Source organism: Streptomyces sp. NPDC048507 (genome assembly GCF_043199995.1).
Lineage (GTDB): Bacteria > Actinomycetota > Actinomycetes > Streptomycetales > Streptomycetaceae > Streptomyces.
The window spans coordinates 19,470-46,454 of record NZ_JBICWZ010000001.1; the positions used below are offsets into that span (position 1 = coordinate 19,470).

A 26,985-nucleotide genomic window follows, 5' to 3' on the forward strand; every position below is an offset into this window, starting at 1 on the left:
GAGCAGGGACGGCCATGAACGGCAGCGGCCACAGGACACCGGCATCGGACCCGTACTTCCCGGCCAACGGCGACGCCCGGTACCGCGTCCACCGGTACGAGCTCGCCCTGGACTACCGCCCCGGCCCCAACCGGCTCGCCGGAACGGCCCGGCTCAGCGCCATCGCGGGCCGGGCCCCGCTCGCCGAGTTCGCCCTCAACCTCGCCGATTTCAAGGTCGGCCGGGTGCTGGTGAACGGCCGCGCCCCGCACTACGCCCACCGGGGCGGCAAGCTCCGCGTCAAGCCCGCCAAACCGCTCCCGGCCGGGGCCGCCTTCACCGTCGAGGTGCAGTGGGCGGGCAACCCCAAGCCCGTGAGCAGCCCCTGGGGAGGCCTCGGCTGGGAAGAGCTCACCGACGGCGCGCTGGTCGCCAGCCAGCCCGTCGGCGCGCCCTCCTGGTACCCCTGCAACGACCGGCCCGCCGACAAGGCCTCGTACCACATCTCCGTCAACACCCCCTCCGCCTACACCGTGGCGGCCGGCGGCCGCCTGCTCACCCGCACCACCAGGGCCAGCACCACCACCTGGGTCTACGAGCAGCCCGCACCGACCTCCAGTTACCTGGTCGGCCTCTCGATCGGCATGTACCAGACGGTGCTGCTCGGCGACCCGGGCCTCGGCGGGGTCCCGCAGAGCGCCCACGTCCCCGCGCACCTGCTGCCCCGGTTCTCCCGCGACTTCGCCCGCCAGCCCGCCATGATGCGGCTCTTCGAGGAGCTCTTCGGGCCCTACCCCTTCGGCGAGTACGCGGTCGTCGTCGCCGACGAGGAACTGGACGTCCCGGTCGAGGCACAGGGCCTCTCCCTGTTCGGCGCCAACCACGTGGACGGCGTACGGGGCTTCGAACGCCTCATCGCCCACGAGCTCGCCCACCAGTGGTTCGGCAACAGCGTCACCATCGCCGACTGGCGGCACATCTGGCTCAACGAGGGCTTCGCCAAGTACGCGGAATGGCTCTGGTCCGAGCGCTCCGGCGGCCGCACCGCCCACGACCTGGCCGCCACCGCCCACCGGCTGCTGGCCTCGCAGCCCCAGGACCTGCGGCTGGCCGACCCGGGGCGCAAGCTGATGTTCGACGACCGCCTCTACCAGCGCGGCGGCCTCACCGTGCACGCGCTGCGCTGCGCCCTGGGCGACGGCGCGTTCTTCCGCATGCTCCGCGACTGGGCCTCCGCGCACCGCCACGGGGTGGTCACCACCGACGCCTTCTGCGCCCACGCGGGGCGGTACACCACCGAACCCCTGGACGACCTCCTCACCGCCTGGCTGCACGCCCCCGCCCTCCCGCCGCTGCCCGTACCCCCCGCCGCCCCGGCCCGCCCCCCGTACCCCCCGGCCCCGGGCACGGCCACCGCCTGACGGCCCACGTCCTACGCGGGCGGGGCGAGCGCGCCGGTGAACAGACCGCGCAGGGTGTGCACCCCGGCCACCAGCCAGGCCGCGACGAGGAACACGTACAGCGCGACGGCCAGCCAGGCGCAGACGTCCAGACCCGTGTGCCGCGCCAGCCCCTCCACCCCCGTGACGCAGGTCCCGACCGGGAAGGTCAGGGCCCACCAGGTCATCGAGAACCCCATGCCGCGGCGCCGGGCCCGCACCAGCACCGCCGCCGCCAGGGCGAACCACAGGACGGCGAACCCCATCACCGGCACCCCGTAGAGGACCGCGAGCATCCCGAAGCCGTCCGCGTACGGGGCGGGCAGCACCCCGGGCGCGGCGTCGGCGAAGTTGTTCGCCGCCGTCGCGGACTGCCCCAGCGGGCCGAGCACCAGGAACAGCGTCGGCGTCAGCGCGAGCGGCAGCGGGGGACCGGCCAGCAGCCGCCCGAACACGATCGGCAGCAGGAACACCGTCGCCAGCAGGCTCAGCCCGAACATCGCGTAGCAGCCGAGCAGCAGCGCCCGCTGCCACTGGCCGGGCGGCAGGTGCGGGACCAGCAGCGGCCCGAGCGCGGCGGAGACCATCGGCGCCACCACGGGAAGCAGCCACACGGGGGAGGCGCTGCCCGGCTTCAGCGCGTGCCGCACAGCCATCAGGTACGGGACGGCCACGGCCACGAGCAGGCCCACGGCCGTCCCGGCGGTGAAGAGCACGGCGTCCACCGCCAGGGCCGCCCGCACCCCGGTCCAGTCCCGCCCGACCAGCAGGGCGCCCCCGCCGACCGCCAGCAGCGCCATCGAGAGACATCCGTAGAACGGGGCCATCGTCGGGTCGAGGAGATGGGCGCGGGCCTGATCGCGGTGACGGGCCCAGTGCAGGGCCCGGCCCAGCAGCAGCACCGCCAGCATGACCGCCGACAGCGCCCAGACCGCCGTGCAGGCCGTACGCAGCCCCGGGACGTGCCGGGGCAGGGCGGCACCTGCGTTGGCGACGATGGCGGTGCCCATCACGCTCGCGTACCAGTTGGGTCCGAGGTGGCGCACGCGCGAGCCCCTCGCGCGGCGGCTCGCCGGGGCCGTCCGCGCGGTTGCCGTCATACCCCCACGGTGGCGCACGCCCCGGGGCCCGACCACTCGGCCGGCGGTGTGTGATGGGATGGGTCGCATGGCTACCGGGCGGGGGCGGCGGAACGGGTACGGGCACGGGGACGGGCGCGGGGCGCCGGTGCCTCCCTTCGACCCCGAACTGGACCGCGTGCTGGAGGCCCTGGGCCGGGCGCCGGGGGAGCCGATCACCCCGCGGAACCTGGCCCGCCGACAGGCGCGCGACGCCGCGGCCCGGCCCCGGCCGACGGCCGGCGAGCTGCGCGCGGACGGCCTCTTCGAGGTGGCGGAGCACCGCGTACCGGGCCCGGCGGGCGGGCCCGACGTCACGCTGGTGAGCGCCCGCCCGGCCGGGCTCGCGGGGCCGCTGCCCCTGCTGTACTACCTGCACGGCGGCGCGATGATCATGGGCAACGCCTGGTCGGTGCTGCCGCGGATCCTGCGCGAATGGGCCCTCCCGCTGGGCATCGCCGTCGTCTCGGCCGAGTACCGGCTGGCGCCGCACACCCGCCACCCCGGCCCGCTGGAGGACTGCCGCGCGGGCCTGCTCTGGGCGGCCGGGCACGCCGCTGAGCTCGGCATCGACGCGGACCGCATCGTCCTCGGCGGCAAGAGCGCGGGGGGCGGCCTCGCCGCGGCCCTCGCCCTCCTGACCCGCGACGACGGCGGCCCCGGACTGCTGGGCCAGCTCCTGCTGTCGCCGATGCTGGACGACCGCGGCGCCACCTTCTCCAGCCGCCAGATGAGCGGCGTCGACCGCTGGGACCTCACCTCCCACAGGACCGCCTGGCAAGCCCTGCTCGGCGACCGCCGGGGCACCCCGGACCTCTCGCCGTACGCCGCCCCCGCCCGCGCCACGGACCTCTCGGGACTTCCCCCGGCCTACATCGAGGTGGGTTCGGCGGAGATGTTCCGGGACGAGGCGGTGGCGTACGCGAACACCATCTGGCGCTCGGGCGGCCGGGCCGAACTGCACGTCTGGCCCGGCGCCTGCCACGGCTTCGACAGCCTCGCCCCGCGGGCCGCCCTCACCCACGACGCCCGCACCACCCGCACCCACTGGCTCCACCGCCTCCTGACCGCCTGACCCGCCGGCCTGCGGGCTGTTCAGCCCCGTCATCGCGGTAGGAGCCGGGCCCGACCCGTCGTCGTCCGGGACCAGTTCGCAGTCACCTGCCGGGCCCCCGCCCCGCACCGCCGCCGGCCACCCCGTGAGGTGGTCAGGACCGTTCGCGGCGGCGGACCGCGATGAGGGCGTACGCGGCCAGGAGCACGGCGGTGAAGGCGAGGCCGACCCCCGCGGCCTGCCGCATGTCCGGCACCTCGATCGCGGTCGCGGCGACGCCGAGGACCCCGAGGGCGGCCACCACCGCGAGCTGCGGGCCGCCGGGGACGCTGAAGCCGGTGAACTCGGCCGGGTGCGCGTCCCGGTGGCGGCGGAAGGCCACGTACGAGGCGAGGATCAGCAGCCAGACCAGCAGGACGGCGAACAGGGCGATGGACATCAGGATGCCGAAGATGCCGCCCACGTCGTAGAAGGCGAGGAGCGCGGCGACCGCGATGCCCAGCGTGGAGGCGGCCAGGGCCGCGGCCGGCACGCCGCGGCTGGTCAGGCGGGCCAGCGGGGCCGGGGCGAGGCCGTCGTCGGCGAGGGAGTGCAGCAGCCGGGAGGCTCCGTACAGGTGGGCGTTGGCGGCGGAGACCGCCGCGATGAGCACCACGAGGTTGGTCAGGGTGGCCGCGGCGGGCACGCCGACGTCCGAGAAGACCCGCACGAACGGGCTCGACTCCACGCTGCCGTCGCCCGCTGCGAGGCGCCGCCACGGGATCAGGGCCATGACCAGGGTGATGGACAGGACGTAGAACACGCTCAGCCGCCAGGCGAGTTGCCGCATCGCGGTCCGGATGGTGCGCTGGGGGTCGGCCGCTTCGGCGGAGGCGATGGCGACGACCTCGAAGCCGGCGTAGGCGAACATCACCACCGACATGGCGATCCAGATCGACTTCGCTCCGTGCGGCACGAACCCGCCGTCGTCGGTGAGGTGCGCGAAGCCGCTTCCTCCGACGTCCGGCAGGCCGAAGAAGACGAGGAACGCGGCGCACAGGATGAACGCGCACAGGGCGGTCACCTTGATGGTGGAGAGCCAGAACTCGGTGGTGCCGAACGACTTCACGTTGATGACGTTCACCGCGAGGACCACCGCCGCGACGGCGAGGATGGCGGCCGTCATCGGTACGCCCGGCCACCACCAGCGTATGTACAGCGCGGAGGCGACCACCTCGGTGCCGATGACGACGACCGCGCTGAACCAGTACGTCCAGCGGGTGAGGAACCCGGCCCAGGGGCCGAGGTAGCGGTGCGCGATGACGCCGAAGGAGCCCTGGACCGGATGGGCCGCGGACATCTCGCCGAGCAGCACCGCGATGACGGCGACGAGCAGGGCCCCGATCGCGTACGAGACGATGGCGGCCGGTCCGGCGGCGCCCATCGCGGAGCCGGAGCCGAGGAAGAGCCCGGTACCGAGCGCCGAGCCCAGCCCGATCATGGTGGTCTGGCGGTGGGTGAGCGACCTGACCAGCCCCCCGCCCGGTGCCGGATCACCGGCCCCGGCCCCGTGCGGAGGCGGGGATGCGGTGGTGCCGGCGGGAGCGGGTCTTTCCGGAGCAGCCATGGTGGGGACGTCCTTCCGGGAGGGGGAAGCGGGCGGAGTGCGGGGGAGGGGGTGGCGCTCAGAACTCGCTGGAGCGGAAGGGCCGGTCGGGGGCGGTCAGGCGCGGCTTGCCCAGCACCTGCTGCGAGGACAGCGCGTAGATGCCGTGGTTGGTCAGCACCCACGCGATGTTGCGGTCCCACTCCACGTACACCCCGTGGGTCTGGTTGCCGTACGCGTAGTCCGGGGTCCCGGGGCCGTACGCCTTGGGGACGAAGTAGGCCTCGATCTCGGGGGCGGCGGGGTCCTTCACGTCGAAGAACTGCACGCCCGCGTTGTAGAAGCCGTAGCCGAGCACGCCGGCGTCGTGCTTGCCGGGGTTGGTGTAGTAGCCGGTGCGCTTGGGGCCGAAGCTGCCGCGGCGCTGGCAGAAGTCCTGGAACGCGGCCGACTTGGGCGGGGCGGGCCGGGGCAGGGTGCCGACGACACGCGGGTGCGCCGGGTCCTTGGCGTCGATCTGGTAGACGTCCTTGTACGGCTCGTAGCAGTCCTCGGTGAGCGGGTAGCCCGAGTAGTAGACGAGCCCGGTCCTCTCGTACTGGGAGACGTCGATGTTGTCGCCCTCCGTGCCGGAGACCGACGGCGGCAGATCGAGGTGGCCGACGGCCTTCATGTGCGCCGGGTCGGAGATGTCGAGGACCGTGAGGCCGTAACCGCCCATGGCCGCGAAGGCGTACCGTCCGCCCTGCTCGACCGGCTTGGGGATGAAGAGCGGCATCCGCGCGCCCATCCAGCTGGTGCGGTTGCCGCAGCGCGGATTGGCGCGGTAGGCCGCGTCCTCGCCGGTGCGCTGGCCGGGCAGGTGCCAGGTGTCGAGCAGCTTCGGACGGGCGGGGTCGGACATGTCCCAGGACTGGTAGCCGGCCGAGTGCAGGTTGGTCGGGTACTCGGTGCCGGAGTAGGTGTCGTTCGGGGCGGTGGCGATGAACATGTACTTGTCGCCGGTCCAGTACGGCACGTCCAGCGAACCGGAGCCCTGCTGCGCGGTGTTCGGGTCGGACTTCAGCGGGTCCTTCTGCGTGGAGTCGGTGGAGACCGTGGCCAGCAGCTTCCAGTCCTTCTTGCGAGGTCCGTCGAGCCGGAAGACCTTGAAGCCCTTGAGGCCCGGCTTCTCGCGGAGCTTGCGGACGCCGTCGGGGTCGCCGTACTTGTCGTGCCCGGGCTCGTCGGTGAGCTCGGAGATCTGCCGCTTGTCCTCGAAGCTCTGCACCATGACGTAGGCGCCGAGCTTCTTGTTCCACTGGATGGTGGAGGCGCCCCAGTAGTCGTTGGCGGCCCAGGAGCCGTTGGCCTTGGTCTCGTCCCCGTCCACGTCGCCGCGCGACATCTTCTCGACGACCTTCACCTTCTTCACGTCGGTGATGTCGTAGACGCGGCCCTCGGAGCGGTCGTACTGGAAGAGGTAGCGGCGGCCGTCGAAGTCGACGACGTTCTGCCAGGTGTGGAAGTAGTCGGGGGTGAAGTCGGCCCCCTCGTAGGCCGCTTCGACCTTCATGTTCTTGATGTACGAGCGGGTGTCGTACTTCTCGGCCCGGCCGGGGAAGGAGTGTTCGTGCTCCTCGTCCACCGGGGTGAGCGCGGGGTGGCGGAAGCTCCCGTCGAGCTGCATGCCGTACGCGCCGGGGTCCGCGGGGGCCGGGCGGCGGTCCTCGCAGACGTCGGGGATGTCCGGGTCCGTGGCCGCGGCGGCCGAGGCGGCGGGGGCCGCGCCGGTGGGGCCGGGCACGAGCAGGGCCGCGACGCCGGCGAAGGCCACGGCCAGGGATGCCTTGGTGCGCAGGGATCTCATCTGAGTCCTCGGGGTTCTCGGCAGTGGGGGAGGGGGAGAGGGGGGCGGCTCGTGGTGCGGGACGCGGCGGGTGGCCGGGCGCCGGGGTGCCGGTCCGGAGGCCGGCGCGGGGATCGCGTCGGGCGGGGGCTGGGTGGGGGCGGGCCGCGTGGGTGGGCGTCAGGTGACGGTGGGGCGCTGCTGGAACTCCGGGGCCCGGTGCGCCCGCGTCGTCACGACGTCCCGCAGCGCCTCCACGGCGTGCAGCACGTCCGCGTGGGTGAGGTAGAGCGCGTTGAAACCGAAGCGCAGGAGGTCGGGGGCGCGCATGTCGCCGATGACCCCGCGTGCGGTGAGGGCCGCGACCAGCGGGTACGCCTCCGGGTGGCGCAGCGCGACCTGGCTGCCGCGGCGTGCCGGGTCGCGCGGGGTGGCCAGGCCGAAGCCGAGGCCGTCGAGGAGGACGTCGGCGCATTCCTGGAAGAAGCCCGTCAGGGAGAGGCCCTTGGTGCGCACCGCGTTCATGTCGACGCCGTCGTAGGCGGTGAGCGCCGCTTCGAGGGCGATCAGCGAGAGCAGCGGCGGGGTGCCGATGCGGGCCCGGGTGATGCCGGGCGCCGGGGTGTAGGTGCCGGACATCGCGAACGGCTCCGCGTGGCCGTGCCAGCCCGTGACGGGATGGTCGAAGTCCCGCTGGTGGCGGTGGGCGAGGTAGGCGAACGCGGGGGCGCCGGGACCGCCGGAGAGGTACTTGTAGCTACAGCCGACCGCGAAGTCCGCCTCGATGGCGTCGAGTGCGACGGGCAGCGCGCCGGCGGCGTGGCACAGGTCCCAGTGGACCAGGGCGCCGGCCGCGTGGGCGGCGGCGGTGAGGGCCGCCATGTCGTGCAGCTCGCCGGTGCGGTAGTCGACGGGCGCGTACGCGGCGACGGCGACCTGCGCTCCCTCGGCGGCCAGCACGGCGGCGGCTTCCCGGGCGGGCACGCGGCGGACGTCGAGGCCGAGCAGCCGGCCGACGGAGTCGGCGACGTACTGGTCGGTGGGGAAGTGGTCGGGGTCCGTGAGCAGCAGGCGGCGGCCGGGCCGCAGACGGGCGGCGGCGAGCAGGGTGTTGAAGAGCTGGACGCTCGTGGAGTCCCCGACGACGACCTGGCCGGGGGCGGCACCGATCAGCCGGCCGATGGCATCGCCGGTGCGCAGGGGGGCCTCCCACCAGCCGTTGGCGTTCCAGGAGCGGATCAGGTCGGTGCCCCACTGGCGGTGCAGTGCGTCCTCGACCGCGGCGGGGACGGCGGTGGGCAGGGCGCCCAGGGAGTTGCCGTCGAGGTAGACGACGCCCTTGGGGAGGGTGAAGCGGTCGCGTACGTGCGCGAGCGGGTCGGCCGAGTCCAGATCGGCGGCGCGCTGGTTCAGCATGCGGGTACCTCCTCGGTACGGGAAGGAGCGGTGCTCCCGGCGGGGCCGGCGGTGCCGTGTTCCCGCCGGAGGTCGAGCGCGATGTCGGTCAGCAGGTCCTCCTGGCCGCCGACGAGCCGGCGGCGCCCCGCCTCGACGAGCAGGTCGCGGGTGTCGAGCCCGTGGCGGGCGGCGGTGGCCTCGGCGTGCCGCAGGAAGCTGGAGTAGACGCCGGCGTATCCGAGCGTCAGCGTCTCGCGGTCGACGCGCACGGGCCGGTCCTGAGTGGGGCGCACGAGGTTCTCGGCGGCGTCCATGAGCGGGAAGAGGGCGCAGCCGTGCTCCCGGCCCGTCAGGTCGAAGACGGCGATGAGGGGCTCCAGCGGCGCGTTCCCGGCGCCCGCGCCCTGGCCGGCGAGCGAGGCGTCGACGCGGTGGGCGCCGGCTTCGACGGCGACGACGCTGTTGGCGACGCCGAGGCCGAGGTTGTGGTGGGCGTGGATGCCGATCTCGGTGCCGGGATCGAGGACGTCGCGGTAGGCGCGGACCCGGTCGCGCACGCCGTCCATGGTGAGGCGGCCGCCGGAGTCCGTGACGTACACGCAGTGGGCGCCGTACGACTCCATCAGCCGGGCCTGTCGGGCGAGTTCGCCGGGTTCGGCGAGGTGGGACATCATCAGGAACCCGGCGACGTCCATGCCCAGGTCCCGGGCGAGGCCGATGTGCTGCGCCGAGATGTCGGCCTCGGTGCAGTGCGTGGCCACGCGCACGGAGGTGACGCCGAGCGAGTGGGCGCGGCGCAGGTCTTCGGCGGTGCCGACGCCGGGCAGCAGCAGTGTGGTGAGGCGGGCCCGGCGCAGGACGTCCGCGGCCGCCTCCAGCCACTCCCAGTCGGTGTGGGCGCCGGGTCCGTAGGTGACGGAGGAGCCGGACAGACCGTCCCCGTGGGCCACTTCGACGGCGTCGACGCCGGCGGAGTCGAGTGCGGCGGCGATGGCGCGGACCTGGGCGACGGTGTAGCGGTGCGAGACGGCGTGCATGCCGTCGCGCAGGGTGACGTCCTGGACGTAGACGCGGGTCATCGGAGCGTGCTCCGTTCGGCCAGGCGCTCGGCGGTGCGCAGCGCGGCGGAGGTCATGATGTCGAGGTTCCCGGCGTAGGCGGGCAGGTAGTGTGCGGCGCCCTCCACCTCCAGGTAGACCGAGACGAGCAGGCGGCCGCCGCCCGCGAGCGCGACCAGGGGGTCGTCGGCTGCCAGGGTGCGGAACTGGGGCCGCTGCTTGAGCCGGTAGCCGGGGACGTAGGCGGCGACGGACGCGGCCATCTCGTGGACGGCGTCGGCGACTTGGGCGGTGTCGCAGTCGTCGACGACGCAGTGCACGGTGTCGCGCATGAGGAGCGGGGGTTCGGCCGGGTTGAGGACGATGATGGCCTTGCCCCGGGACGCCCCGCCGACCTGTTCGAGGGCGCGTGCGGTGGTCGCGGTGAACTCGTCGATGTTGGCGCGGGTGCCGGGGCCCGCAGAGCGGGAGGCGATGGAGGCGACGATCTCGGCGTAATGGACCGGGGTGACGCGGGAGACGGCGGCCACGACGGGGATGGTGGCCTGTCCGCCGCAGGTGACCATGTTGACGTTGCCGATGGCTCCGGTGCCCGCGGCGCCGTGTGCGTCGAGGCAGGCGTCGAGGTTGACCGGCGGGACGACGTACGGGCCGATGGCGGCCGGGGTCAGGTCGATGAGGGTCTTGCCGTACGGGGCGAGGGCGGCGGCGTTGGCGCGGTGGGCGGCGGCGGAGGTGGCGTCGAAGACCAGGCCGACGTCCTCGAAGCCGTCCAGCGCGATGAGGCCCTCGACACCGTCGGCGCTGGTGGGGACGGACAGGCGGCGGGCCCGGGCGAGCCCCTCGGAGCCGGGGTCGATGCCGATCATCGCCGCAGCGGTGACCACGCCGCGGCCGCGGATCAGCTTGATGAGCAGATCGGTGCCGATGTTGCCGGAACCGATGACGGCGGCCTTCATCGCACGGCCTCCTTCGCTTCGTCGCGGGCTTCGGTACGGGGGCCCGTACGGGGGTCTGTACGGGCATCGGTCCGGGCATCGGTCCGGCGGGCCACCAGGTCCTCCAGGCCGAAGAAGCGGACGGCGTTGCCGCCCAGCAGGGCCCGCTCCTCGTCCTCGGTCAGCCCGCTCTCGCGCACCAGCCGGCCGATCTCCTCCTCGCCCAGCGGGAAGGGGTGGTCGGAGCCGAGCAGCACCCGCTCGGCCCCCATGACGTCCACCAGCAGCCGCAGCGCGCCCGGGTCGAAGACGGCGGAGTCGACGGAGAACCGGTCGGTGTAGGCGGACGGCGGCCGGGGGCTGTCGGCGCGGACCAGGTCCCGGCGGTGCCAGGCGTTGTCGGCGCGGCCGAGCAGGTAGGGGAAGCTGCCGCCGCCGTGCGCGAACAGCAGCCGCAGGGAGGCGGGCAGCCGCTCGAAGGCACCGGACAGGATCAGCGTCAGGATCGTCAGGTGGGTCTCGCCCGCCATTCCGGCGAGCCACGCGAGCATGTAACGGGAGAACCGCGGCCCCGTGGGCAGGTCCCAGGGATGGACCAGGACGGCGGCGCCCTCGTCGGCGCAGTGGGCGAGGAACTCCAGCAGGGCGCCGTGGTCCAGGTCCCGGTCACCGAGGTGGTTGCCGATGTGGACGCCGCGGAAGCCCCGGCCCATCGCCTCGGACAGCACGGCGCAGGCCGCCCCGGTGTCCTGAAGCGGCACCTGGCACAGCGGCGCCAGTCGGTCGGGAGCGTACGAACTGTATTCCTGGATCCGGTCGTTGACGGTCCGGCACCAGTCGGTGGCGCGGTCCGCGGGCAGCGCGTATCCGAACATCAGCGGGGTGCTGGAGAGCACCTGCACGTCGACCCCGAGGCGGTCGAGGTCGGCGACGCGCGCGGCCGGGTCCCACAGGGTGCGCCGCACCGGCCGGTACTCGTGGGCGCCCGCCATCATCATCCCGGCGTCCGGGCCGTCCGAGGTGCGCAGCCAGGGTCCCTCGTCGGACCCGGTGAGGCCGCGCGACTCGGCGCGGCCGATCTCCGGGAAGACGTGGGCGTGGATGTCGACGACGGTCATGCGTCCGCCCCGTCCCGCCGGGTCCTCGGGCGCAGTGCCCGCGGCCATTCCCGGCCGGGGTGCACCGCACCGCAGTTCCCGCAGGTGCGGGCGGCCACGTCGCCGTAGAAGGCCTCGAAGACGGGCGGGAGGTCGTCGACGATGGAGGTCAGCTGGAGTTCGCTGCGGTGCACGAGGCGGTGGCAGTCCGTGCAGTACCACTCGAAGGCGTCGCGGCTGCCCCGCGGGCGGGCGAACTCGACGACCAGCCCGATGCTGCCCTCCTGCGGGCGCTGCGGCGAGTGCCGTACGTGCGCGGGCAGGAGGAAGACGTCCCCCTCGCGGATGTGGATGTCGCGCGGCGGACTGCCCTCCTCGTCCATGACGCGCAGCACCATGTCGCCCTCCAACTGGTAGAAGAACTCCTCGATCGGGTCGTCGTGGAAGTCGGTCCGCTGGTTGGGTCCGCCGACGACGGTCACCATCAGGTCGCGGTCCTGCCAGATCTGGACGTTGCCGACCGGCGGACGCAGCAGGTGGCGGTGCTCCTCGATCCAGGCGTGCAGGTTGAACGGGGTCATGGTCATGCGGGCTGCTCCTGATCCTGATCCTGATCCTGGTCCGGCTCCGGTGCGTGCTGCGGGCCCGGCGGCGGCCGGTGCCCCGCGCCCCGCGGGAGGTGGGCGACGGCGCTGATCTCGATCAGCAGGTGGGGGTGCGGGAGCTGGTGCACGGCGACGGTGGTGCGGGCCGGTCCGCCCTCGTCGAAGTACTCCCCGTAGACCTCGTTGTAGCCGCCGAAGTCGTTCATGCTCACGAGGTAGGCGGTGACGCAGACCAGGTCGGCCAGGCTGCCGCCGGCCGCGCCCAGCAGGCCGGCGATGTTCTCGATGACGGCCCGCGTCTGGGCGCGGACGTCGAGGTCGGTGACGCCCATCGGGTCGGCGGCGGCACCGGCGAAGGTGCCGTCGGGGCGGCGCGCGCTGGTGCCGGAGACGTAGACGAGGTCGCCGGCGCGGCGCAGGTGGGGGAAGCGGCCGCGGGGCTGCGCGGCTCCGGGGACGATCACGTGGACTCCCTGCGGGCCGCCCCGGTGGCGCGGGCGCCGTCCGGGTGGCCGCGGTCGGTGCGGCTGGGGTCGCTGCGGTCGGTGCGGTCCGTGCGGACCGTCGTGCTGAACTGGACGCTGCCGAGGGTGGCGACCGTGGCCCGTACGTGGCTGCCGGGCGACAGCGGGACGGCGGCGGTGGCCGCACCGGCGAGGATCACGGTCCCGGCGGGCAGGGTCCCCGCGAGCCGCGCCGCGGCGGCCAGGACCCGCAGCGGATGTCCCAGGATCGCCGCGGTCGACCCGGTCTGCACCGCACGCCCGTCGATCTCCAGGAGCACGCCGAGGTTGGCGAGGCCGCCGGGAGCGGTCAGGTCGTCGGCGGTGGTCCACGGCCCCACCGCGTACCCGGCGGCGGAGGTGTTGTCGGCGATGACCTCGGGCAGCGAGAAGACGAAGCCGTCGTACCGGGAGTCGATGACCTCCAGCGCGGGCGCCACCGCGGCGACCGCGGCCGCCGGGTCGCCGCCGGGCCGCAGGGAGTCGCCGAGCAGGAAGGCGACCTCCGGTTCGACCCGCGGATGGATCAGCCCGCCGATGTCGCGGCGGCCGCCGTCCTCGATCCGCATCCGGTCGGTGATCCGGCCGTGGATCAGGTCGGACACCCCCATCTGCCGCATCTTGGCGAGGCTGGTGAAGCCGAGCTTGAAGCCGGTGACCCGCTCGCCGCGCGCCGTCATCCGGGCCACCAGGGCCTCCTGGACGGCGTACGCGTCGGCGGTGGTGGTCAGCCCGGTGGCCCCGCCGGGGAGGGTACGGGCCTCGCGGGCGGCGCCGTCGAGCCGCTCGGCGAGGGCGGTGACGTCGACGGGTGTGGGGACGACGAGGGGGACGGAGGGACCGTGGCTGTGGGCGCGGCTCATCGGGCCTCCCCTTCCGGTCGGCCGGACACGTCGCTCCCGAAGGCCGCGCGGACGGAGCCGAGGCCCTCGATCCGCGCTTCGAGGACGTCCCCGGGGGCGACGGCCGTCATGGGACCCAGCGCGCCGGTCAGGACGGTGTCCCCCGCCCGCAGCGGGCGCCCCAGGCGTACGAGGGTGTCGGCGAGCCAGAGCGCCGCGTGCAGCGGATGCCCGAGGCACGCGGCCCCCGCACCGGTGGAGACGGGCTCGCCGCGCCGCTCCAGGACCATGCCCGCGGTGCGCAGGTCGAGGTCGCGGAGCCGGACCGGCCGGGTGCCGAGGACGTACGCGCCGCTGGAGGCGTTGTCGGCGATGGTGTCGACGGCGGTGATGTCCCAGTCGCGGACGCGGCTGCCGACGATCTCGATGGCGGGCAGGGCGAACGCGGTGGCCCGGATGACGTCGGCGACGGTGTGCCGCTCGTGGTCCAGGTCGCGTTCGAGGACGAGGGCCACCTCGGCTTCCGCCTTGGGCTGGAGCACGGCGCCCCAGGGCAGGTCGGCGCCGTCGGGTACGGCGGTGTCGTCGAGCAGCACGCCGAAGTCGGGGGTGTCCACCCCGAGCTGGGCCTGCACGGCGGCCGACGTCAGTCCGACCTTCCAGCCGGTGACGCGGCGGCCCTCGGCGAGCCGGCGTGCGGTGAGCAGGGCCTGGACGGCGTACGCCGCGTCCAGGTCGCCGGCCGCGAGGACGTCCCGTACGGGGGCGCAGGGCGTGGCCGTACGGCGGGCCCGGTCGAGCCGTCCGGCGGCCCGCTCGACGGGGCCGGCGGGGTCTGCGGCGGGGTCTGCGGTGTGGTCGGCGGGGACCGACCGGTGGCCGGTCACAGCTTCACGCACACGTTCATCGGCTCGGAGAAGAAGTCGAGGGAGTGCTCGCCGCCCTCGCGCCCGATCCCGGAGGCCTTCACGCCGCCGAAGGGAGTGCGCAGGTCGCGCAGGTTCCAGGTGTTCACCCAGGCGATCCCCACGTCCAGGGCGGGAGCGACCCGGTGTGCGCGGGCGAGGTCGCCGGTCCACACCGTCGCGGCCAGGCCGTAGGGCCCGGCGTTGGCGAGGGCGAGCGCCTCCTCCTCCGTGTCGAAGGGTGCCAGGTGCACGACCGGCCCGAAGATCTCCTCCCGTACCGCCGGGTGGTCCTCGGGCAGTCCGCTCAGCACGGTCGGCTCGACGAAGAAGCCGCCGTCGCGGTCGTCGCCGAAGACCGGCACACCGCCGCCCGCCAGGACCTTGCCGTCGGCGGCCGCCCCGGTGAGGTGGCCGAGCACCTTGTCGCGGTGGGCGGCGGAGATCATCGGCCCGTAGCCGTCGAGCCTGCGCGCCGCGTCGGCGAGCCGTCCGGCGAACGCGTCGAAGACCGGGCGCTCGACGTACAGCCGCTCGGTGCACAGACACACCTGGCCGCTGTGGGTGAAGGCGGAGCGGACGGTGCCCGCGACGGCCCGGTCGAGGTCCGCGTCGGCGAAGACCAGGCCGGCGTTCTTCCCGCCGAGCTCGAAGGAGACGGGGGCGAGCCGGGCCGCGGCGGCGCGCATGATGGTGCTGCCGGTGCCGGACTCGCCGGTGAAGGCGATCGCGTCCACCTCCGGGTGCTCGGTGAGCCACTGCCCGGCGGCGCCGGGCCCCGGGCCGTGGACGAGGTTGAAGACCCCGGCGGGCAGTCCGCAGTCGGCCATCACCTCGGCGAGCAGGCAGGCCGTGCCCGGTGTGAGTTCGGAGGGCTTGGCGACGACCGTGTTGCCCACGGCCAGGGCGGGCGCGACCTTCCAGGTGAGCAGCAGCAGCGGCAGGTTCCAGGGCGAGATCACCGCGACCACGCCGAGCGGCTTGCGCACGGTGTAGTTGAGCGCGCCGCGCCCGTCCCGGGTCGCGGTGTGCCAGGACCGTTCGGCGCGGCCGGCGAGGAGGTCGGCGTACGCACGGAAGTTGGCGACGGCGCGCGGGACGTCGACGGTGGACGCGAGCTCGCGGGGCTTGCCGGTGTCGGCGCACTCGGCGGCGACGAACTCCCGCGAGCGGCGTTCGATGCCGTCGGCCACGCGGTGCAGCATCCGGGCCCGGTCGGCGGGGCTCCAGCTCCCCCAGGGCCCGCGCAGCGCCTCCCGGGCGGCGCGCACCGCGCGGTCGACCAGTGCGGCGGGGGCCGAGGGCACCTCGCCGACGGTGCGCCCGTGGACGGGGTCGACGAGCGGGAACGGATCGCCGGAGGCATCGAAGGCGCCTCCCACGTAATGCCGCACAGGTGAAGTCACCTTGCAGACCTCCCGTATCAGGCCGGGGCGTTCGGTTGCGGAACCCCGGATGGTGCGGACATCATGCGCTGACATCGATATGCCGAACCAATGCCAATTGACGTCATTCCCATAGCGATTCGGGTATGCAAGGGTGAAACACGGCCGCCACGACAGCGGGTAACCGGCCACCGGCCACCGGACTGCTCCGGGCCGATCGACACTCCCGAAGGAGCGGACCCGATGGATCTCCTGGACGGCCGGCTGAAGTTCCGGCACCTGACGCTCCTGGCGGCGATCGTGCAGCACGGGGGAGTGGCGCGGGCGGCGGAGACGCTGCACCTGACGCAGCCGGCCGCGACCCGCACGCTGCGCGAGCTGGAGGCCATCGCCGGCCTGCCGCTGTTCGTGCGCGAGCCGCGCGGCATGCGCCCCACGGTCTACGGCGCGGCCCTGGCCGGACACGCCCGGTCGGTGATAACCGAGGTGCGCCGGGCCGGCGAGCACCTGGAGGGCCTGCGCCAGGGCCACGACGGAACCGTGACGGTGGGGACGCTCCTGGCCGGCGCCAACGTCCTGCTCCCCCGGGCGATCGCCCGCCTCAAGCGCGAACGCCCGCGGCTGACCGTGATCGTGCGCGAGGGCACCCTCGACGTGCTCTGCCCGGCCCTGCTGGGCGGCGAGCTGGACGTGGTCGTGGGCCGGGTGGGGCCCGCACCGAAGGAGGGCGAACCGCTGATCCAGCGGATGCTGTACCGCGAGCGGATCATGCTGGCGGTCCGGGCGGGCCATCCCCTGCTGGGCCCGGACGCGGGGCCGGTCACGCTGCCGGACGCGCTGGAGTACCCGTGGATCCTGCCGGTGGAACAGACCGCACTGCGGCAGGAGGTGGGCGCACTTTTCGTGGAACGGGGCCTGCCGCTCCCGGTGGACCGGGTGGAGTGCACGTCGATCCTGACGATGCGGGCGCTGCTCCTGCGGACGGAGATGGTGGCGCTGCTGCCCGAACTGGTCCTGCGGGACGACGAGCGCCTGGCGGCGCTGCCGGTGGACCTCCCGTCGGTGGGCCGGACGGTGGGCACCACGGAGGCGGCCCACCGCACCCGCACCCCCGCCCTGCGCGCCCTGCTCCAACACCTGGACGAAGAAGCGGCGTCGCTACGAGAAACCCTGACCGCCGGCGCCGACCCGGGCCACCCCGACGAGGGGGTCCGCTAGATTCCCCGTATGAACGTCACCCCCATGAACTCGTCGGCCCAGGTGTACGACAGGGAGTTCCGGGTCCGGGGCCTGCGCGAACAGGGCTGGGGCCGTGGCCTGATGGCCGTGGCCGTGCTCATCTGGCTGTGGCTGGGGTACCTCCTCGCGTTCCCCTTCAGCGTCGAAGGCCACGGCGGCGGCACCGTCGAGTGCGAGTCCCGCGCCTTCCATGACGGATACCTCCGCGAGGGCGACAGGTGCGACGGCGCGCGCGACTGGGGCCCGATCACCGCCGGCCTGCTGGTCTCCCTCCCGTTCGCCATCGGGGGCGCCGCCCTGTTCGCATCGGGCACCGCCACGGTCCGCACCGCCGCGTACGCCACGGAAATCGCCCGCCTGAACCTCGCGGAATAGCCCACGCGCCACCCAGGTGACGAATCCGGGCGCGAGATCCGGCGTCGGCGTACCGTGCTCGGGGTGACGGATACGGCTCGACAAGACGGTCCGGCGGCCGCGCTGCCCGCTCTGTCCGACGCGTTCGGGCTGGGCGAGGTACGCGATCAGCGGTTCCTCGCCCACGGCCTGATGAACCGGAACTGGCGGCTCGTGACGGCTACGGGGGTGTATGCGCTCAAGGAGATCACCGACGTTCCTCTGCCAAGGGTTCGCAGGAACCTCGCCGTCCTCGTGGACCTGGCCCGTGAGGGCATTCCGGTGCCGGCGCCGCTGGTCGATGCCGGTGGCGACCTCGTGGCGGAGGTCGGTGGTCACGGTTACTGCGTCCTGCCGTGGGTGGACGGCGAGCACCTACAAGGGACGGACCTCCCGCTCGACCAGGTCCGCGATCTCGGTGCGCTCCTCGGCCGCCTGCACGAGGGCTTGCGCCGGCACGGTCCCGGCCCGGTTCCGGAGCAGGGACCGGCTGCGAAGGTCCGCGACGCGGCCGAGGCCGACCGAGCCGCCGCTGCTCTCATGAGTCGCCTCCCGGCCGATCCGGACACGGCCGCCGCCGAGGCCCTGCACAGCCGCCGCGGCCTCCTCGCCCGGTACGCCGGCGCCCGGCCGGACGGCGACGTGCCGGCCGGGCCGTACGGGTGGACGCACGGCGATTTCCAGTACCGCAACCTGCTGCGCCGGGACGGCCGGGTGGTGGCGGTACTGGACTGGGACCGGCTCGGCATCCGTCCGTACGGGGAGGAGGTCGCGCGGACCGCGCAGGTGCAGTTCGGAGTCGGTGGCGCCTTCGACCTCGACCGTGTCGCCGCGTTCTGCTCCGGATACCGGTCCGTGATCGATCTCTCCGAGGACGACCTCGCCGACGCGGTGCAGCGGCTGTGGTGGAAGCGGCTCACCGACTTCTGGCAGCTGGAGTTCTACCTCGACCGCCAGGACCCCGCCTTCGGCGAGATGTTCCTGACGGACGAGGCACTGCTGAACTGGTGGACCGAGCACCCCGACGAGGTCCAGGCCGCCTACGCGGCCCACCAGCCGACGGCCCGGGCAGTCACGGCCGCACCAGCGACGCCGCCCCGATCGCCCGCACCCAGGCATCCATGTCGTTGGCGCGGTGATCCGTCCCGGTGACACCGGTTGCCGTGGTCGAGTCTCCCCAACTGCTCCCCAGGGGAGCTCATGCTCCCAGGTTTCCCCCCGCGGCAGCTGAACTGAGTGGCGGATCGTTGCTGGTCAGAGCTTGTGTTCCGAGTGCCGCTCGGCTCGGGCGCCGTAGCTGAGTCACTGTTCTGCAGCCAAGAGCTGTCTTGAGCCTCGACAGAGCGGACGCGGATCGACGCGCCCTACCAGGCGCGGTCGTAGACCGGGACGGGAATAGGTGCCCAGTCCGAGCAAGCCGCCACGAATGCCAGCCGTAGCACGCAAGCTGGACGCCGGCATCTTGCGGCTAAGGGTGCCGAAGGTGTGGTCGAGACCCACCTCCATCATCGTTACCGCCCGCGCCGAGTCTTACGGCCTCCAATCCGCACGGGTGTGGTTCATGCACGTTGTGCATGGCGGTCAAGTTCGTTGCGGCCAGCATTGGTTGGACGGGCAGATCGGTCTCGACAGAAGGGGCCGTGGCGGAGATGGTCGACAGGCAGGGCGAGGCGCACCGGATCGGTGAATTGATCCGCCGGGCGCGGGATTTACAGGGCCGCTCACAAGCGGACGTGGCCCGCGAGCTGGGATACCACCAGTCGAAGATCAGCCGACTGGAGGGCGGACGCGGAACGGACGACAACCGCGTCCTGCGCGACGTCGCCTGCATCGGAAGCCTCCCCGGAAGCCGATCCCCACGATCCGGAGACAGAGGAAACGCTGCGCCGCCGCACCTATTTTGCCGCCAGCGTCACCGCACAGCCCAGGACGTACGGCGCCCGGCCGTGCGGGACCTGGTTGCCGACATGGCTTCCCGCGACCGTGGGCGTACGCTGCCAGAGCTCCACCACTTGAGCCGCCGACTGGGAGTGCCCGCGTGACCGAGCCGCAGCGCAAGCCCTTCCTGTACGTCGTCGCCTGCGCGGCCGGGATCGCGGGCGACGTCGGGAAGCTGATCGATGCCGCGCACGGGCGGGGCTGGGACGTCGGCGTCGTCGCCACCCCGCAGGGGCTCTCCTTCCTCGACGTCGCCGCGGTCGAGGACCGGACCGGTCACCCCGTCCGCTCCGTCTGGCGCGCGCCCGGCGACGTGCGGTCCTTCCCGCCCGCCGACGCGATCGCCGTCGCCCCGGCCACCTTCAACACCGTCAACAAGTGGGCGGCCGGCTTCGCGGACAACCTCGCCCTCGGCATCCTCTGCGAGGCGCCGGGCATGGGCATCCCCACCGCCGCCCTGCCCTACGTGAACACCGCCCTTGCAGCGCACGGCGCTTACCAGCGAAGCCTTGCAGAGCTGCGGGAGATGGGGGTTCTGGTCGGCAGCTACGAGCCGCACCGCCCGAAGTCCGGCGGCGGTGCCGACCGTTTCCGTTGGGAGGAAGCGGTCGGCCTTCTGGCCCCCTTCGTAGCGGCAGGCGCTGCCCAACGCTGATCGTGCGACTGCCAGTGGATAGAGCCTGGCGGACTTTCACACGGGGAGTGCTGCTGCCCTGTGATCACAGGGCAGCAGGGCGCCGTCCCGAGGCCCGTCAGTCCTCACGACGTCGAGCTCCCCTGGGGCGGCCCGGAGCCCGAACGGGAGAAGCAGAGCTTCCCGCTCGTCCTCACTACGACCACCTCCGCCTGGTCGGGGCCGCCCTCGGTCGCGAGTAGTTCCCCGGCCGCAACTATGGCCGCCCAGAAATCGGGGGGCGAGCCCCGCCCGTCCCGGAACCGCGTTTTCGCGAAGTACATTCAGATCTGGTGAGTTCTCCGCTACGGAAGCACGCGAGAAGGCTGCCGGGGTAGCCCCCGCGGGCGCCGGCCGCGGTTCCCAGCAGGTCGCGGATCCGCTCATGGCGAGCGTCCAGTACCCGGTCCACGACGAACACGTCCACAAAGGCCAGAACCGAGGCGACGAGGTCGTCCTTGCCCACCGCGACCTCCTCGAAGAGGGGCCGAGCCTCGCGGATTCGGGCTTCGGCGTCAGTCCGGGGGACTCCGAGGGCCCGACACACGGCCAAGGCGGAGGCCCCCAGTCGCTGCTGCGGGCGGCCAGTGCGACGAAGGTCCCCTCCGCGTTCCGTCCGACGGCCAGCATCTCGCGGGCCGCCAGGGCTCCTCCTCGCCTTCCCCATGGCTCATGGCCAGAGGCTACCGCGGGGTTCGAACCCGGCGGGGTGGCCTGGGGGCGTGGCCGAACGTCCGCGACGACGGCGCCGGGCTCAGCGGCAGAGGTTCATGATGGTGTCGTCGAAGTTTGGGAACTCCCGGGTTGCCAGCTCGATCACGGCTGCCGCCGACCGGCGCTGTTGCGGTGCGAATCCTTCGGCGATCGCTGCCAGTTCCGGGTTGGGGTGTGCCTTCCAGTCGGGTTCGTACGAGGTGGCGGCTTCCCAGGGGCCGTAGCCATCGGCCAGGAGCCACAGGAAGTCGCCGAGGTCGCGGGCGACGACGCCGGTCTCGCCTTCGGAGCCGAGGAAGACGACGGGCTGCTCGGTCAGCGGGCGGTTCGGGCGGATGAGCCAGATCGCCGCGTACCCGCCGGTTCCGTCCTGTCCGAACACGCGGAAGGCATTGCCGTCCAGTTCGCTGTTGCCGGTCCATGCCTGGAACCAGTCGGTGGTTTCGGCGGCGGACATGAAGGCCGGGAAGGGTTCGAAGTCGACTCCGGCCTTGCCGTCGGCGTAGTCGAATGGAACGGCCATGGCAGTGGCCAGCGCGGTGGGGAACTGTCGGTCATCGGTGAGCGTCACGGGCACAGGCTAGTCAGGGGGTCGGACATCGACGCGCTGCGGGCCTGATGGTTGGAGGACTGCCGGTGCGTGACGGTCGGGCGAGGCCCGCACGTGTGAGCTGTGGATTCTCCCCAGATTCTCCCCATCGCAAGAGCTCAGTTGGTCAATGGCGCTGACGTCTTGCTACAGCCAGTCGCGCTTCTTGAAGATGACGTACAGGCTGACGCAGACCACCGCCATCAGGAGGATGGCGAAGGGGTAGCCGGCGGCCCATTTCAGTTCCGGCATGGTCTCGAAGTTCATGCCGTAGATGGTGCCGACCAGGGTGGGGGCGAAGAGGATGGCTGCCCAGGAGGAGATCTTCTTGATCTCCTCGTTCTGTTCGAAGCCGGCTTCGGCCAGGGCGCGCATTTCGGCGTTCTGTTGTTGGGAGACCAGGGTGGCGTTGACCGTGAGGATTTCGGTGAGGGCCTGGCGGAAGCCGTCCACGCGTTCGCTGGTGTGGGTGACGTGGTCCGCGACGTCGCGGAGGTAGCGCTGGAGTTCCTCGTCCGTGCCGTACTTCGCGAAGCCCGCCATCAGGCCGTGGAGCATGCCGACCAGGGGGCGGGTGGCACGCTGGAACTCGACCATTTCGCGGGAGAGTTCGTAGATGCGGCGGGATACTTCCGGGTCGCCGCGGAAGACCTCCGTCTCGATCTCGTCCATGTCGTTCTGGACGCCCGAGACGACCGGGGCGTAGCCGTCCACGACCGCGTCGAGGATGGCGTACAGGGCGGCTTCCGGGCCGAGGGAGAGGAGGTCCGGGGTCTCCTCCATGCGGCGGCGGACGGCGGAGAGGTCGGGGGCGGCGCCGTGGCGGACGGTGATGAGGAAGTCCGGGCCGACGAAGACGTGGAGTTCGCCGAACTCGACCTCCTCCGGGGCGTCCAGGTAGCGGGCCGCGCGCAGGACCACGAAGAGGGTGTCGCCGTAGCGTTCCAGCTTCGGGCGCTGGTGGGCCTCCAGGGCGTCTTCGATCGAGAGCGGGTGGAGGTTGAACTCGGCTGCCAGGGAGTGGAGTTCGGCCTCAGTGGGGCGGTGCAGGCCGATCCAGGCCATGCCGCCCCGCTGTTCGCGCAGCCGGCGGAAGGTGTCCGCGAGGGTGGCCGGGGAGGCGACCCGGGAGCCGTCGCGGTAGACGGCGGAGTCGATCACGCTCCGGTGGTCCGGGGGCAGGGGCGCGGGCGGGCGGCCGCCCGCGCGCTTCGCGGGCGGGGGGCGGCGGTCTGGGCGCTCCGGCATCGCGGTTCCGTTCCCGGGGATGGGGGGTTTGTGGGGGTTTCTGTATCCGCAGCATATAGGGGGTGGCGGGGGTGGTCGTGGTTCGCCGGGCGGGGGAGATGAGGACAGGAACTGGCCGCAAAGAGGGCTAGCGTTCCCGTATGGCATCCAGGACGTACCCCGTGCTCGGCACCCGTGCGCTGAACCGCGCCACCCTCGCCCGCCAGCTGCTGCTCAGCCGCGCCGAGATGTCCGCCCGGGACGCCGTCGGGCATCTGCTCGGGCTCCAGGCGCAGAACGTCACGCCGCCCTACTACCAGCTGCACGCCCGGCTCGCCGGGTTCCGGCCGGAGGAGCTGGCCCGGCTCATGGAGTCCCGGGACGTCGTCCGCATGGTCACCATGCGCTCCACCATCCACACGCACACCGCCCACGACGCCCTCACCCTGCGGCCCCTCGTGCAGCCCGCCCGCGACCGCGAGGTCGGCGCCTTCCGCAGGGGGCTGACGGGAGTCGACCTGGACCGGCTCAAGCGCAGGTCCCGGGTCTTCGTCGAGGCCGAGCCGCGCACCATGGGGGAGATCCGCGAGGAACTGCTCCGGGAGTGGCCCGCGGCCGACCCCCAGTCGCTGGCCGTCGCCGCGCGCTGCCTGCTGCCGCTCGTGCAGGTCACCCCGAGGGGGGTCTGGGGGCGCAGCGGCCGGGTCCGGCTCACCACCGTCGAGCGGTGGCTGGGGGAGGAGGGCGCCGGGCAGACGGCCCAGCCCGTCGACGGCGTCGTGCTGCGCTACCTCGGCGCCTTCGGGCCCGCCTCCGTCAAGGACATGCAGACCTGGGCCGGGCTCACCCGCCTGCGCGAGGCCTTCGAGCGGCTGCGCCCGCGCCTGACGGTGTTCCGCGACGAGAACGGCGCCGAGCTGTTCGACCTCCCCGACGCGCCCCGGCCCGACCCCGACACCCCGGCCCCGCCCCGCTTCCTCCCCGAGTTCGACAACCTGCTGCTCTCCCACGCAGACCGCTCCCGCGTCATCACCCCCGAGATCAAGGGCCGCACCTGGACCGGCAACCAAGCCCACCGCACCCTCCTCGTGGACGGCTTCGTGGCCGGACTGTGGCGCACGGACGAGGAGGCGGGAGGGCCGCGCCTGACCGTCGAGCTGTTCGGTACGCAGACCCGTGCGCGGAAGGAGGAGATCGAGGCCGAGGGGTGCGAGCTGCTCGCCGCGATGGCCGGCGGCACCGGATCCGTGCGCTTCGGGTCAATCCACGGCTGACGCCGCCCTGGTGGAGCCCCCGTCCCGCGCGGCACGATGCCTGTCATGACCCAGAACAGCGCCACCGACGCCTTCCTGGCCGCGCGGGACTTCCTGCTCTCCCACCGCGGCGACTACGAAGCCGCCCACGCCGGATTCACCTGGCCCCGCCCCGAGCGCTTCAACTGGGCCCTCGACTGGTTCGACCGCATCGCGGCCGGCAACGGCGCCGACGCCCTGCGCATCGTGGAGGAGGACGGGACCAGCCACGGGGTCACCTTCGAAGAGCTGAGCGGACGGTCAGCTTCCGCCGCGAACTGGCTGCGCGCCCAGGGCGTCGCCGCGGGCGACCGGATCCTGGTCATGCTCGGCAACCAGCGCGAGCTGTGGGAGGTCATGCTCGGTGCGATGAAGCTGCGCGCCGTCGTCATCCCGGCCACCCCGCTGCTCGGTCCGGCGGATCTGCGCGACCGCGTCGACCGCGGCCTCGTACGCCACGTGATCACGCGCGCCGAGGACACGGCGAAGTTCGACGAAGTGCCCGGCACCTACACCCGCATCGCAGCCGGAGCCGAGGTTCCCACCGGCTGGCGCCGCCTGGAGGACATGTACCAGGCTGACGAAAATTTCAGTCAGGACGGCGAGACCCTCGCCACCGACCCGCTGATGCTCTACTTCACCTCGGGCACCACCGACCGCCCCAAGCTCGTCGAGCACACCCACGCCTCGTACCCGATCGGGCACCTCTCCACCATGTACTGGCTCGGACTGCGCCCCGGCGACGTCCACCTCAACATCGCCTCGCCCGGCTGGGCCAAGCACGCCTGGTCCAACCTCTTCGCCCCCTGGAACGCCGGCGCGACCGTCTTCGTCCACAACTACACCCGCTTCGACGCCGACCGGCTGATGGCGGAGATGGACCGCGGGGCGGTCACCACCTTCTGCGCCCCGCCCACCGTCTGGCGGATGCTGATCCAGTCCGACCTCACCAAGCTCAAGAACCCGCCGCGCGAGGCCGTCGCCGCGGGCGAGCCCCTCAACCCCGAGGTGATCGAGAAGGTGCGCCAGGCCTGGGGGATCACCATCCGCGACGGCTTCGGCCAGACCGAGACCACCCTCCAGGTCGGCAACTTCCCCGGCGCCCCGGTCAAGCCCGGCTCCATGGGCCGCCCCGCCCCCGGCTACCGCATCGTCCTGCTGGACGCCGTCACCGGCGTGGAGTCCCCGGACGAGGGCGAGCTCTGCGTGGACCTGCGCCCCGTTCCCGCCGGAACGCCCGCCGGAGTGATGACCGGCTACCGCGACGACCCGGAACGCACCGCCGAGGCCATGGCGGGCGGGCTCTACCGCACCGGCGACATCGCCTCCCGCGACGCGGACGGCTACCTCACCTACGTCGGCCGCGCCGACGACGTCTTCAAGGCCTCCGACTACAAGATCAGCCCGTTCGAGCTGGAGAGCGCCCTGCTGGAGCACGAGGCCGTCGCCGAGGCCGCCGTCGTGCCCGCGCCCGACGCGCTGCGGCTCGCGGTCCCGAAGGCGTACGTGACCCTCGCCGCGGGCTGGGAGCCGGACGCGGAGACCGCCCGGGTGCTGTTCGAGCACTCCCGGGCGGTGCTGTCCCCTTACAAGAGGATCCGCCGCATCGAATTCGCCGAGCTCCCCAAGACCGTGTCCGGCAAGATCCGCCGGGTGGAGCTGCGCGAGCTCACCGCGTCCGGATCGGCCGAGGAGTACGACGAGGCCGACCTGTAGGCCCGCCCGCGGGCACGGCCGCCCCGCAGCGGCGCCGTGGGCAGGTGCGTACGTACGTACGGTGCTACGCGGGCAGCTGCGCCTCGATCGCCGCGATGACCTCAGGGGCCTCGGGTTCGGTGCGCGGGCGGAAGCGGGCGACGACCTCGCCGGCGGGGGAGATCAGGAACTTCTCGAAGTTCCACTGGATGTCCCCCGCCTCGCCCTCGGCGTCGGCGGTCTTCACCAGCTCGCGGTACAGGGGGTGCCGGCCCTCGCCGTTCACCTCGGTCTTCTCCAGCATCGGGAAGGTCACCCCGAAGCCCGCCGCGCAGAAGGTCTGGATGTCCTCGGCGGTACCCGGCTCCTGGCCGCCGAACTGGTTGCAGGGCACGCCGATGACGGTGAAGCCCTTCGCCTCGTACGCGAACTGGAGCCGGGCCAGCCCGGAGTACTGGGGGGTGAGACCGCACTGCGAGGCGGTGTTCACCAGCAGGATCGCCTTGCCCTTGTGGGCCGCGAGGCTGGTGGGCTCGTCGTCCAGGGTGGTCAGCGGGATGTCGTAAAGGCTCATCGGTCTCTCCTCGGCAGGCTGTCGAACGGACGGACAGGCCTCCGAGCCTAGGCCCCCCTCGCCACCAGCTCCTCCGCCGGGTCGTTGACCGGCTGCGGAACCCCCGTGAGGTCCATGACGAACAGCGGTACGGCCAGTTCGCCGGCCCGCTGCCGGGCCTCGTCCGTGTACCCGGCCAGGGAGAAGCAGACGCCGGACGCCGCGGCCGTCAGGGCGTTCAGCCAGACGCACTCCACCGCCCGCAGCCCCGTCGGGGCCGTCGTCGGGTCCACCTGCGCCACCACCCCGGGAGCCCGCAGATCCACGGCCGCCGCCGGCGGCGGCGCCGCGTCGGGCCGCCGGACGTCGCGGAAGCCGAGCCAGCGCAGGTAGAGCGCGGCCGTCGCCACCGCGTCGTGGCCCGTACGGATGGTCACCGGCAGGAAGGGCGGCCGCGCTCCGGGCCACCCCGGCTCCGCGCCCGTACGGCCCCCGTCGCCGTCGCCGTCGTCGCCATCGTCGCCGGTACGGTCCGTGTGCGGCCCCGGCCCGGGCAGCCAAGGCCCGTCCGCCCCCTCCGTCCCACGCGCCCCCTCCGCCCCGTCCGGCGGCCGCACCGGCAGCCGGGCCACCGTTCCGCACGCGGCGCAGCCCACCTCCGGGTGCGGCCACTCGCCGTCCCGGCCGCAGGCGCCGCACCGTACGGTCACCCACTGTCCGGCCCAGGTGCGGTGCGTCAGCGCGCGCGGCGGCGCCGACAGGTCCAGCAGGGGCGCGACCGGGCTCCCGCAGGCGCAGGGGAAGACCGGGACGGCGTAACCGTTCTCGCGCCGGCACCCCGGGCAGCGCACCCGTACCGCTTCCGCCATGAGCCTGGACCCCCTCCGCCGCCGGATGCCCGTACGCGGGTCCATGCTCCCCCACCGGTCACCGCCGGG

24 protein-coding genes and 2 pseudogenes are annotated in these 26,985 nt (G+C 73.2%); 10 read left to right on the forward strand and 16 right to left on the reverse strand.

Going from position 1 to position 26,985, the window contains the following annotated elements:
• Positions 1 to 14: 14 nt before the first annotated feature.
• Complete coding sequence (locus ACGFXC_RS00095) at positions 15 to 1,400, forward strand: M1 family metallopeptidase (protein ID WP_393707945.1); 1,386 nt, start codon at positions 15 to 17, stop codon at positions 1,398 to 1,400.
• 11 nt (positions 1,401 to 1,411) lie between these two features.
• Here the strand turns inward: ACGFXC_RS00095 and ACGFXC_RS00100 are convergent, their stop codons facing one another.
• A complete protein-coding gene (locus tag ACGFXC_RS00100) occupies positions 1,412 to 2,518 on the reverse strand; it encodes a TDT family transporter (RefSeq protein ID WP_393707947.1) in 1,107 nt (368 codons plus the stop codon).
• A 127-nt stretch (positions 2,519 to 2,645) separates the two neighbouring features.
• Between ACGFXC_RS00100 and ACGFXC_RS00105 the strand changes: the two genes are divergently transcribed.
• Entirely contained in the window at positions 2,646 to 3,611 is a 966-nt protein-coding gene (locus ACGFXC_RS00105; protein WP_393707949.1) for an alpha/beta hydrolase, read from the forward strand.
• A 133-nt stretch (positions 3,612 to 3,744) separates the two neighbouring features.
• Here the strand turns inward: ACGFXC_RS00105 and ACGFXC_RS00110 are convergent, their stop codons facing one another.
• From ACGFXC_RS00110 to ACGFXC_RS00160, 11 genes are all read right to left on the reverse strand, one after another.
• Positions 3,745 to 5,196 carry an amino acid permease gene (locus tag ACGFXC_RS00110; RefSeq protein WP_393707951.1) on the reverse strand — a complete coding sequence of 484 codons (1,452 nt, stop codon included), beginning with the start codon at positions 5,194 to 5,196 and terminating at the stop codon, positions 3,745 to 3,747.
• A gap of 58 nt (positions 5,197 to 5,254) precedes the next feature.
• The gene (locus ACGFXC_RS00115; protein ID WP_393707953.1) at positions 5,255 to 7,024 is read right to left on the reverse strand and encodes an LVIVD repeat-containing protein; all 1,770 of its coding nucleotides are present in this window, start codon (positions 7,022 to 7,024) and stop codon (positions 5,255 to 5,257) included.
• A gap of 159 nt (positions 7,025 to 7,183) precedes the next feature.
• Complete coding sequence (gene kynU, locus ACGFXC_RS00120; protein ID WP_393707955.1) at positions 7,184 to 8,419, reverse strand: kynureninase; 1,236 nt, start codon at positions 8,417 to 8,419, stop codon at positions 7,184 to 7,186.
• The gene (gene dmpG, locus ACGFXC_RS00125; protein ID WP_393707957.1) at positions 8,413 to 9,480 is read right to left on the reverse strand and encodes a 4-hydroxy-2-oxovalerate aldolase; all 1,068 of its coding nucleotides are present in this window, start codon (positions 9,478 to 9,480) and stop codon (positions 8,413 to 8,415) included. The genes kynU and dmpG overlap by 7 nt, the downstream gene beginning before the upstream one ends.
• On the reverse strand, positions 9,477 to 10,418 hold the full coding sequence (locus ACGFXC_RS00130; RefSeq protein ID WP_393707959.1) for an acetaldehyde dehydrogenase (acetylating): 942 nt from the start codon (positions 10,416 to 10,418) through the stop codon (positions 9,477 to 9,479). The genes dmpG and ACGFXC_RS00130 overlap by 4 nt, the downstream gene beginning before the upstream one ends.
• Complete coding sequence (locus tag ACGFXC_RS00135; RefSeq protein WP_393707961.1) at positions 10,415 to 11,515, reverse strand: amidohydrolase family protein; 1,101 nt, start codon at positions 11,513 to 11,515, stop codon at positions 10,415 to 10,417. Before ACGFXC_RS00135 ends, ACGFXC_RS00130 begins: the two co-directional genes overlap by 4 nt.
• Positions 11,512 to 12,081: a 3-hydroxyanthranilate 3,4-dioxygenase gene (locus ACGFXC_RS00140; protein WP_393707963.1), complete on the reverse strand. Its 570-nt coding sequence runs from the start codon at positions 12,079 to 12,081 to the stop codon at positions 11,512 to 11,514. The genes ACGFXC_RS00135 and ACGFXC_RS00140 overlap by 4 nt, the downstream gene beginning before the upstream one ends.
• The gene (locus ACGFXC_RS00145; protein ID WP_393707965.1) at positions 12,078 to 12,563 is read right to left on the reverse strand and encodes a RidA family protein; all 486 of its coding nucleotides are present in this window, start codon (positions 12,561 to 12,563) and stop codon (positions 12,078 to 12,080) included. Before ACGFXC_RS00145 ends, ACGFXC_RS00140 begins: the two co-directional genes overlap by 4 nt.
• On the reverse strand, positions 12,560 to 13,465 hold the full coding sequence (locus tag ACGFXC_RS00150) for a 2-keto-4-pentenoate hydratase (protein ID WP_393707967.1): 906 nt from the start codon (positions 13,463 to 13,465) through the stop codon (positions 12,560 to 12,562). Before ACGFXC_RS00150 ends, ACGFXC_RS00145 begins: the two co-directional genes overlap by 4 nt.
• Positions 13,462 to 14,331, reverse strand: a complete 870-nt coding sequence (locus tag ACGFXC_RS00155) for a 2-keto-4-pentenoate hydratase (RefSeq protein WP_393709549.1) — start codon at positions 14,329 to 14,331, stop codon at positions 13,462 to 13,464. Before ACGFXC_RS00155 ends, ACGFXC_RS00150 begins: the two co-directional genes overlap by 4 nt.
• Entirely contained in the window at positions 14,328 to 15,743 is a 1,416-nt protein-coding gene (locus tag ACGFXC_RS00160; protein ID WP_393707969.1) for a 2-hydroxymuconic semialdehyde dehydrogenase, read from the reverse strand. The genes ACGFXC_RS00155 and ACGFXC_RS00160 overlap by 4 nt, the downstream gene beginning before the upstream one ends.
• Before the next feature lie 234 nt (positions 15,744 to 15,977).
• Between ACGFXC_RS00160 and ACGFXC_RS00165 the strand changes: the two genes are divergently transcribed.
• The 6 genes and pseudogenes from ACGFXC_RS00165 (at position 15,978) to ACGFXC_RS00190 (ending at position 19,959) form a co-directional block, all read left to right on the forward strand.
• Positions 15,978 to 16,952: a LysR substrate-binding domain-containing protein gene (locus tag ACGFXC_RS00165; protein WP_393707971.1), complete on the forward strand. Its 975-nt coding sequence runs from the start codon at positions 15,978 to 15,980 to the stop codon at positions 16,950 to 16,952.
• 9 nt (positions 16,953 to 16,961) lie between these two features.
• Positions 16,962 to 17,348 (forward strand): hypothetical protein, encoded by a 387-nt coding sequence (locus ACGFXC_RS00170; protein WP_393707973.1) that lies wholly within the window; start codon positions 16,962 to 16,964, stop codon positions 17,346 to 17,348.
• A 54-nt stretch (positions 17,349 to 17,402) separates the two neighbouring features.
• A complete protein-coding gene (locus tag ACGFXC_RS00175; protein ID WP_393707975.1) occupies positions 17,403 to 18,518 on the forward strand; it encodes a phosphotransferase in 1,116 nt (371 codons plus the stop codon).
• Between the two features lie 497 nt (positions 18,519 to 19,015).
• A pseudogene (locus ACGFXC_RS00180) lies at positions 19,016 to 19,126 on the forward strand (hypothetical protein); the annotation flags it as partial.
• 162 nt (positions 19,127 to 19,288) lie between these two features.
• Positions 19,289 to 19,408 (forward strand): annotated as a pseudogene (locus tag ACGFXC_RS00185) (heavy metal transporter CzcB); the annotation flags it as partial.
• Entirely contained in the window at positions 19,405 to 19,959 is a 555-nt protein-coding gene (locus ACGFXC_RS00190) for a flavoprotein (protein ID WP_393707977.1), read from the forward strand. The pseudogene ACGFXC_RS00185 and the gene ACGFXC_RS00190, both read left to right, overlap by 4 nt.
• A 772-nt stretch (positions 19,960 to 20,731) precedes the next feature.
• Here ACGFXC_RS00190 and ACGFXC_RS00195 read toward each other — a convergent pair.
• Together ACGFXC_RS00195 and ACGFXC_RS00200 are read right to left on the reverse strand one after the other, a co-directional pair.
• Positions 20,732 to 21,262 (reverse strand): SMI1/KNR4 family protein, encoded by a 531-nt coding sequence (locus tag ACGFXC_RS00195; protein WP_393707979.1) that lies wholly within the window; start codon positions 21,260 to 21,262, stop codon positions 20,732 to 20,734.
• A 165-nt stretch (positions 21,263 to 21,427) separates the two neighbouring features.
• Positions 21,428 to 22,528 carry a magnesium and cobalt transport protein CorA gene (locus ACGFXC_RS00200; protein ID WP_393707981.1) on the reverse strand — a complete coding sequence of 367 codons (1,101 nt, stop codon included), beginning with the start codon at positions 22,526 to 22,528 and terminating at the stop codon, positions 21,428 to 21,430.
• 140 nt (positions 22,529 to 22,668) lie between these two features.
• On the opposite strand from ACGFXC_RS00200, the gene ACGFXC_RS00205 reads away from it, so the two are divergent.
• Both ACGFXC_RS00205 and ACGFXC_RS00210 read left to right on the forward strand, forming a co-directional pair.
• Positions 22,669 to 23,781, forward strand: a complete 1,113-nt coding sequence (locus tag ACGFXC_RS00205) for a winged helix DNA-binding domain-containing protein (RefSeq protein ID WP_393707983.1) — start codon at positions 22,669 to 22,671, stop codon at positions 23,779 to 23,781.
• Positions 23,782 to 23,826: 45 nt separating this feature from the next.
• Positions 23,827 to 25,515 carry an AMP-binding protein gene (locus ACGFXC_RS00210; protein ID WP_393707985.1) on the forward strand — a complete coding sequence of 563 codons (1,689 nt, stop codon included), beginning with the start codon at positions 23,827 to 23,829 and terminating at the stop codon, positions 25,513 to 25,515.
• 64 nt (positions 25,516 to 25,579) lie between these two features.
• Here the strand turns inward: ACGFXC_RS00210 and ACGFXC_RS00215 are convergent, their stop codons facing one another.
• Positions 25,580 to 26,068, reverse strand: a complete 489-nt coding sequence (locus ACGFXC_RS00215) for a glutathione peroxidase (protein WP_393707987.1) — start codon at positions 26,066 to 26,068, stop codon at positions 25,580 to 25,582.
• Positions 26,069 to 26,115: 47 nt separating this feature from the next.
• A complete protein-coding gene (locus tag ACGFXC_RS00220; protein WP_393707988.1) occupies positions 26,116 to 26,916 on the reverse strand; it encodes a hypothetical protein in 801 nt (266 codons plus the stop codon).
• Positions 26,917 to 26,985 lie beyond the last annotated feature (69 nt).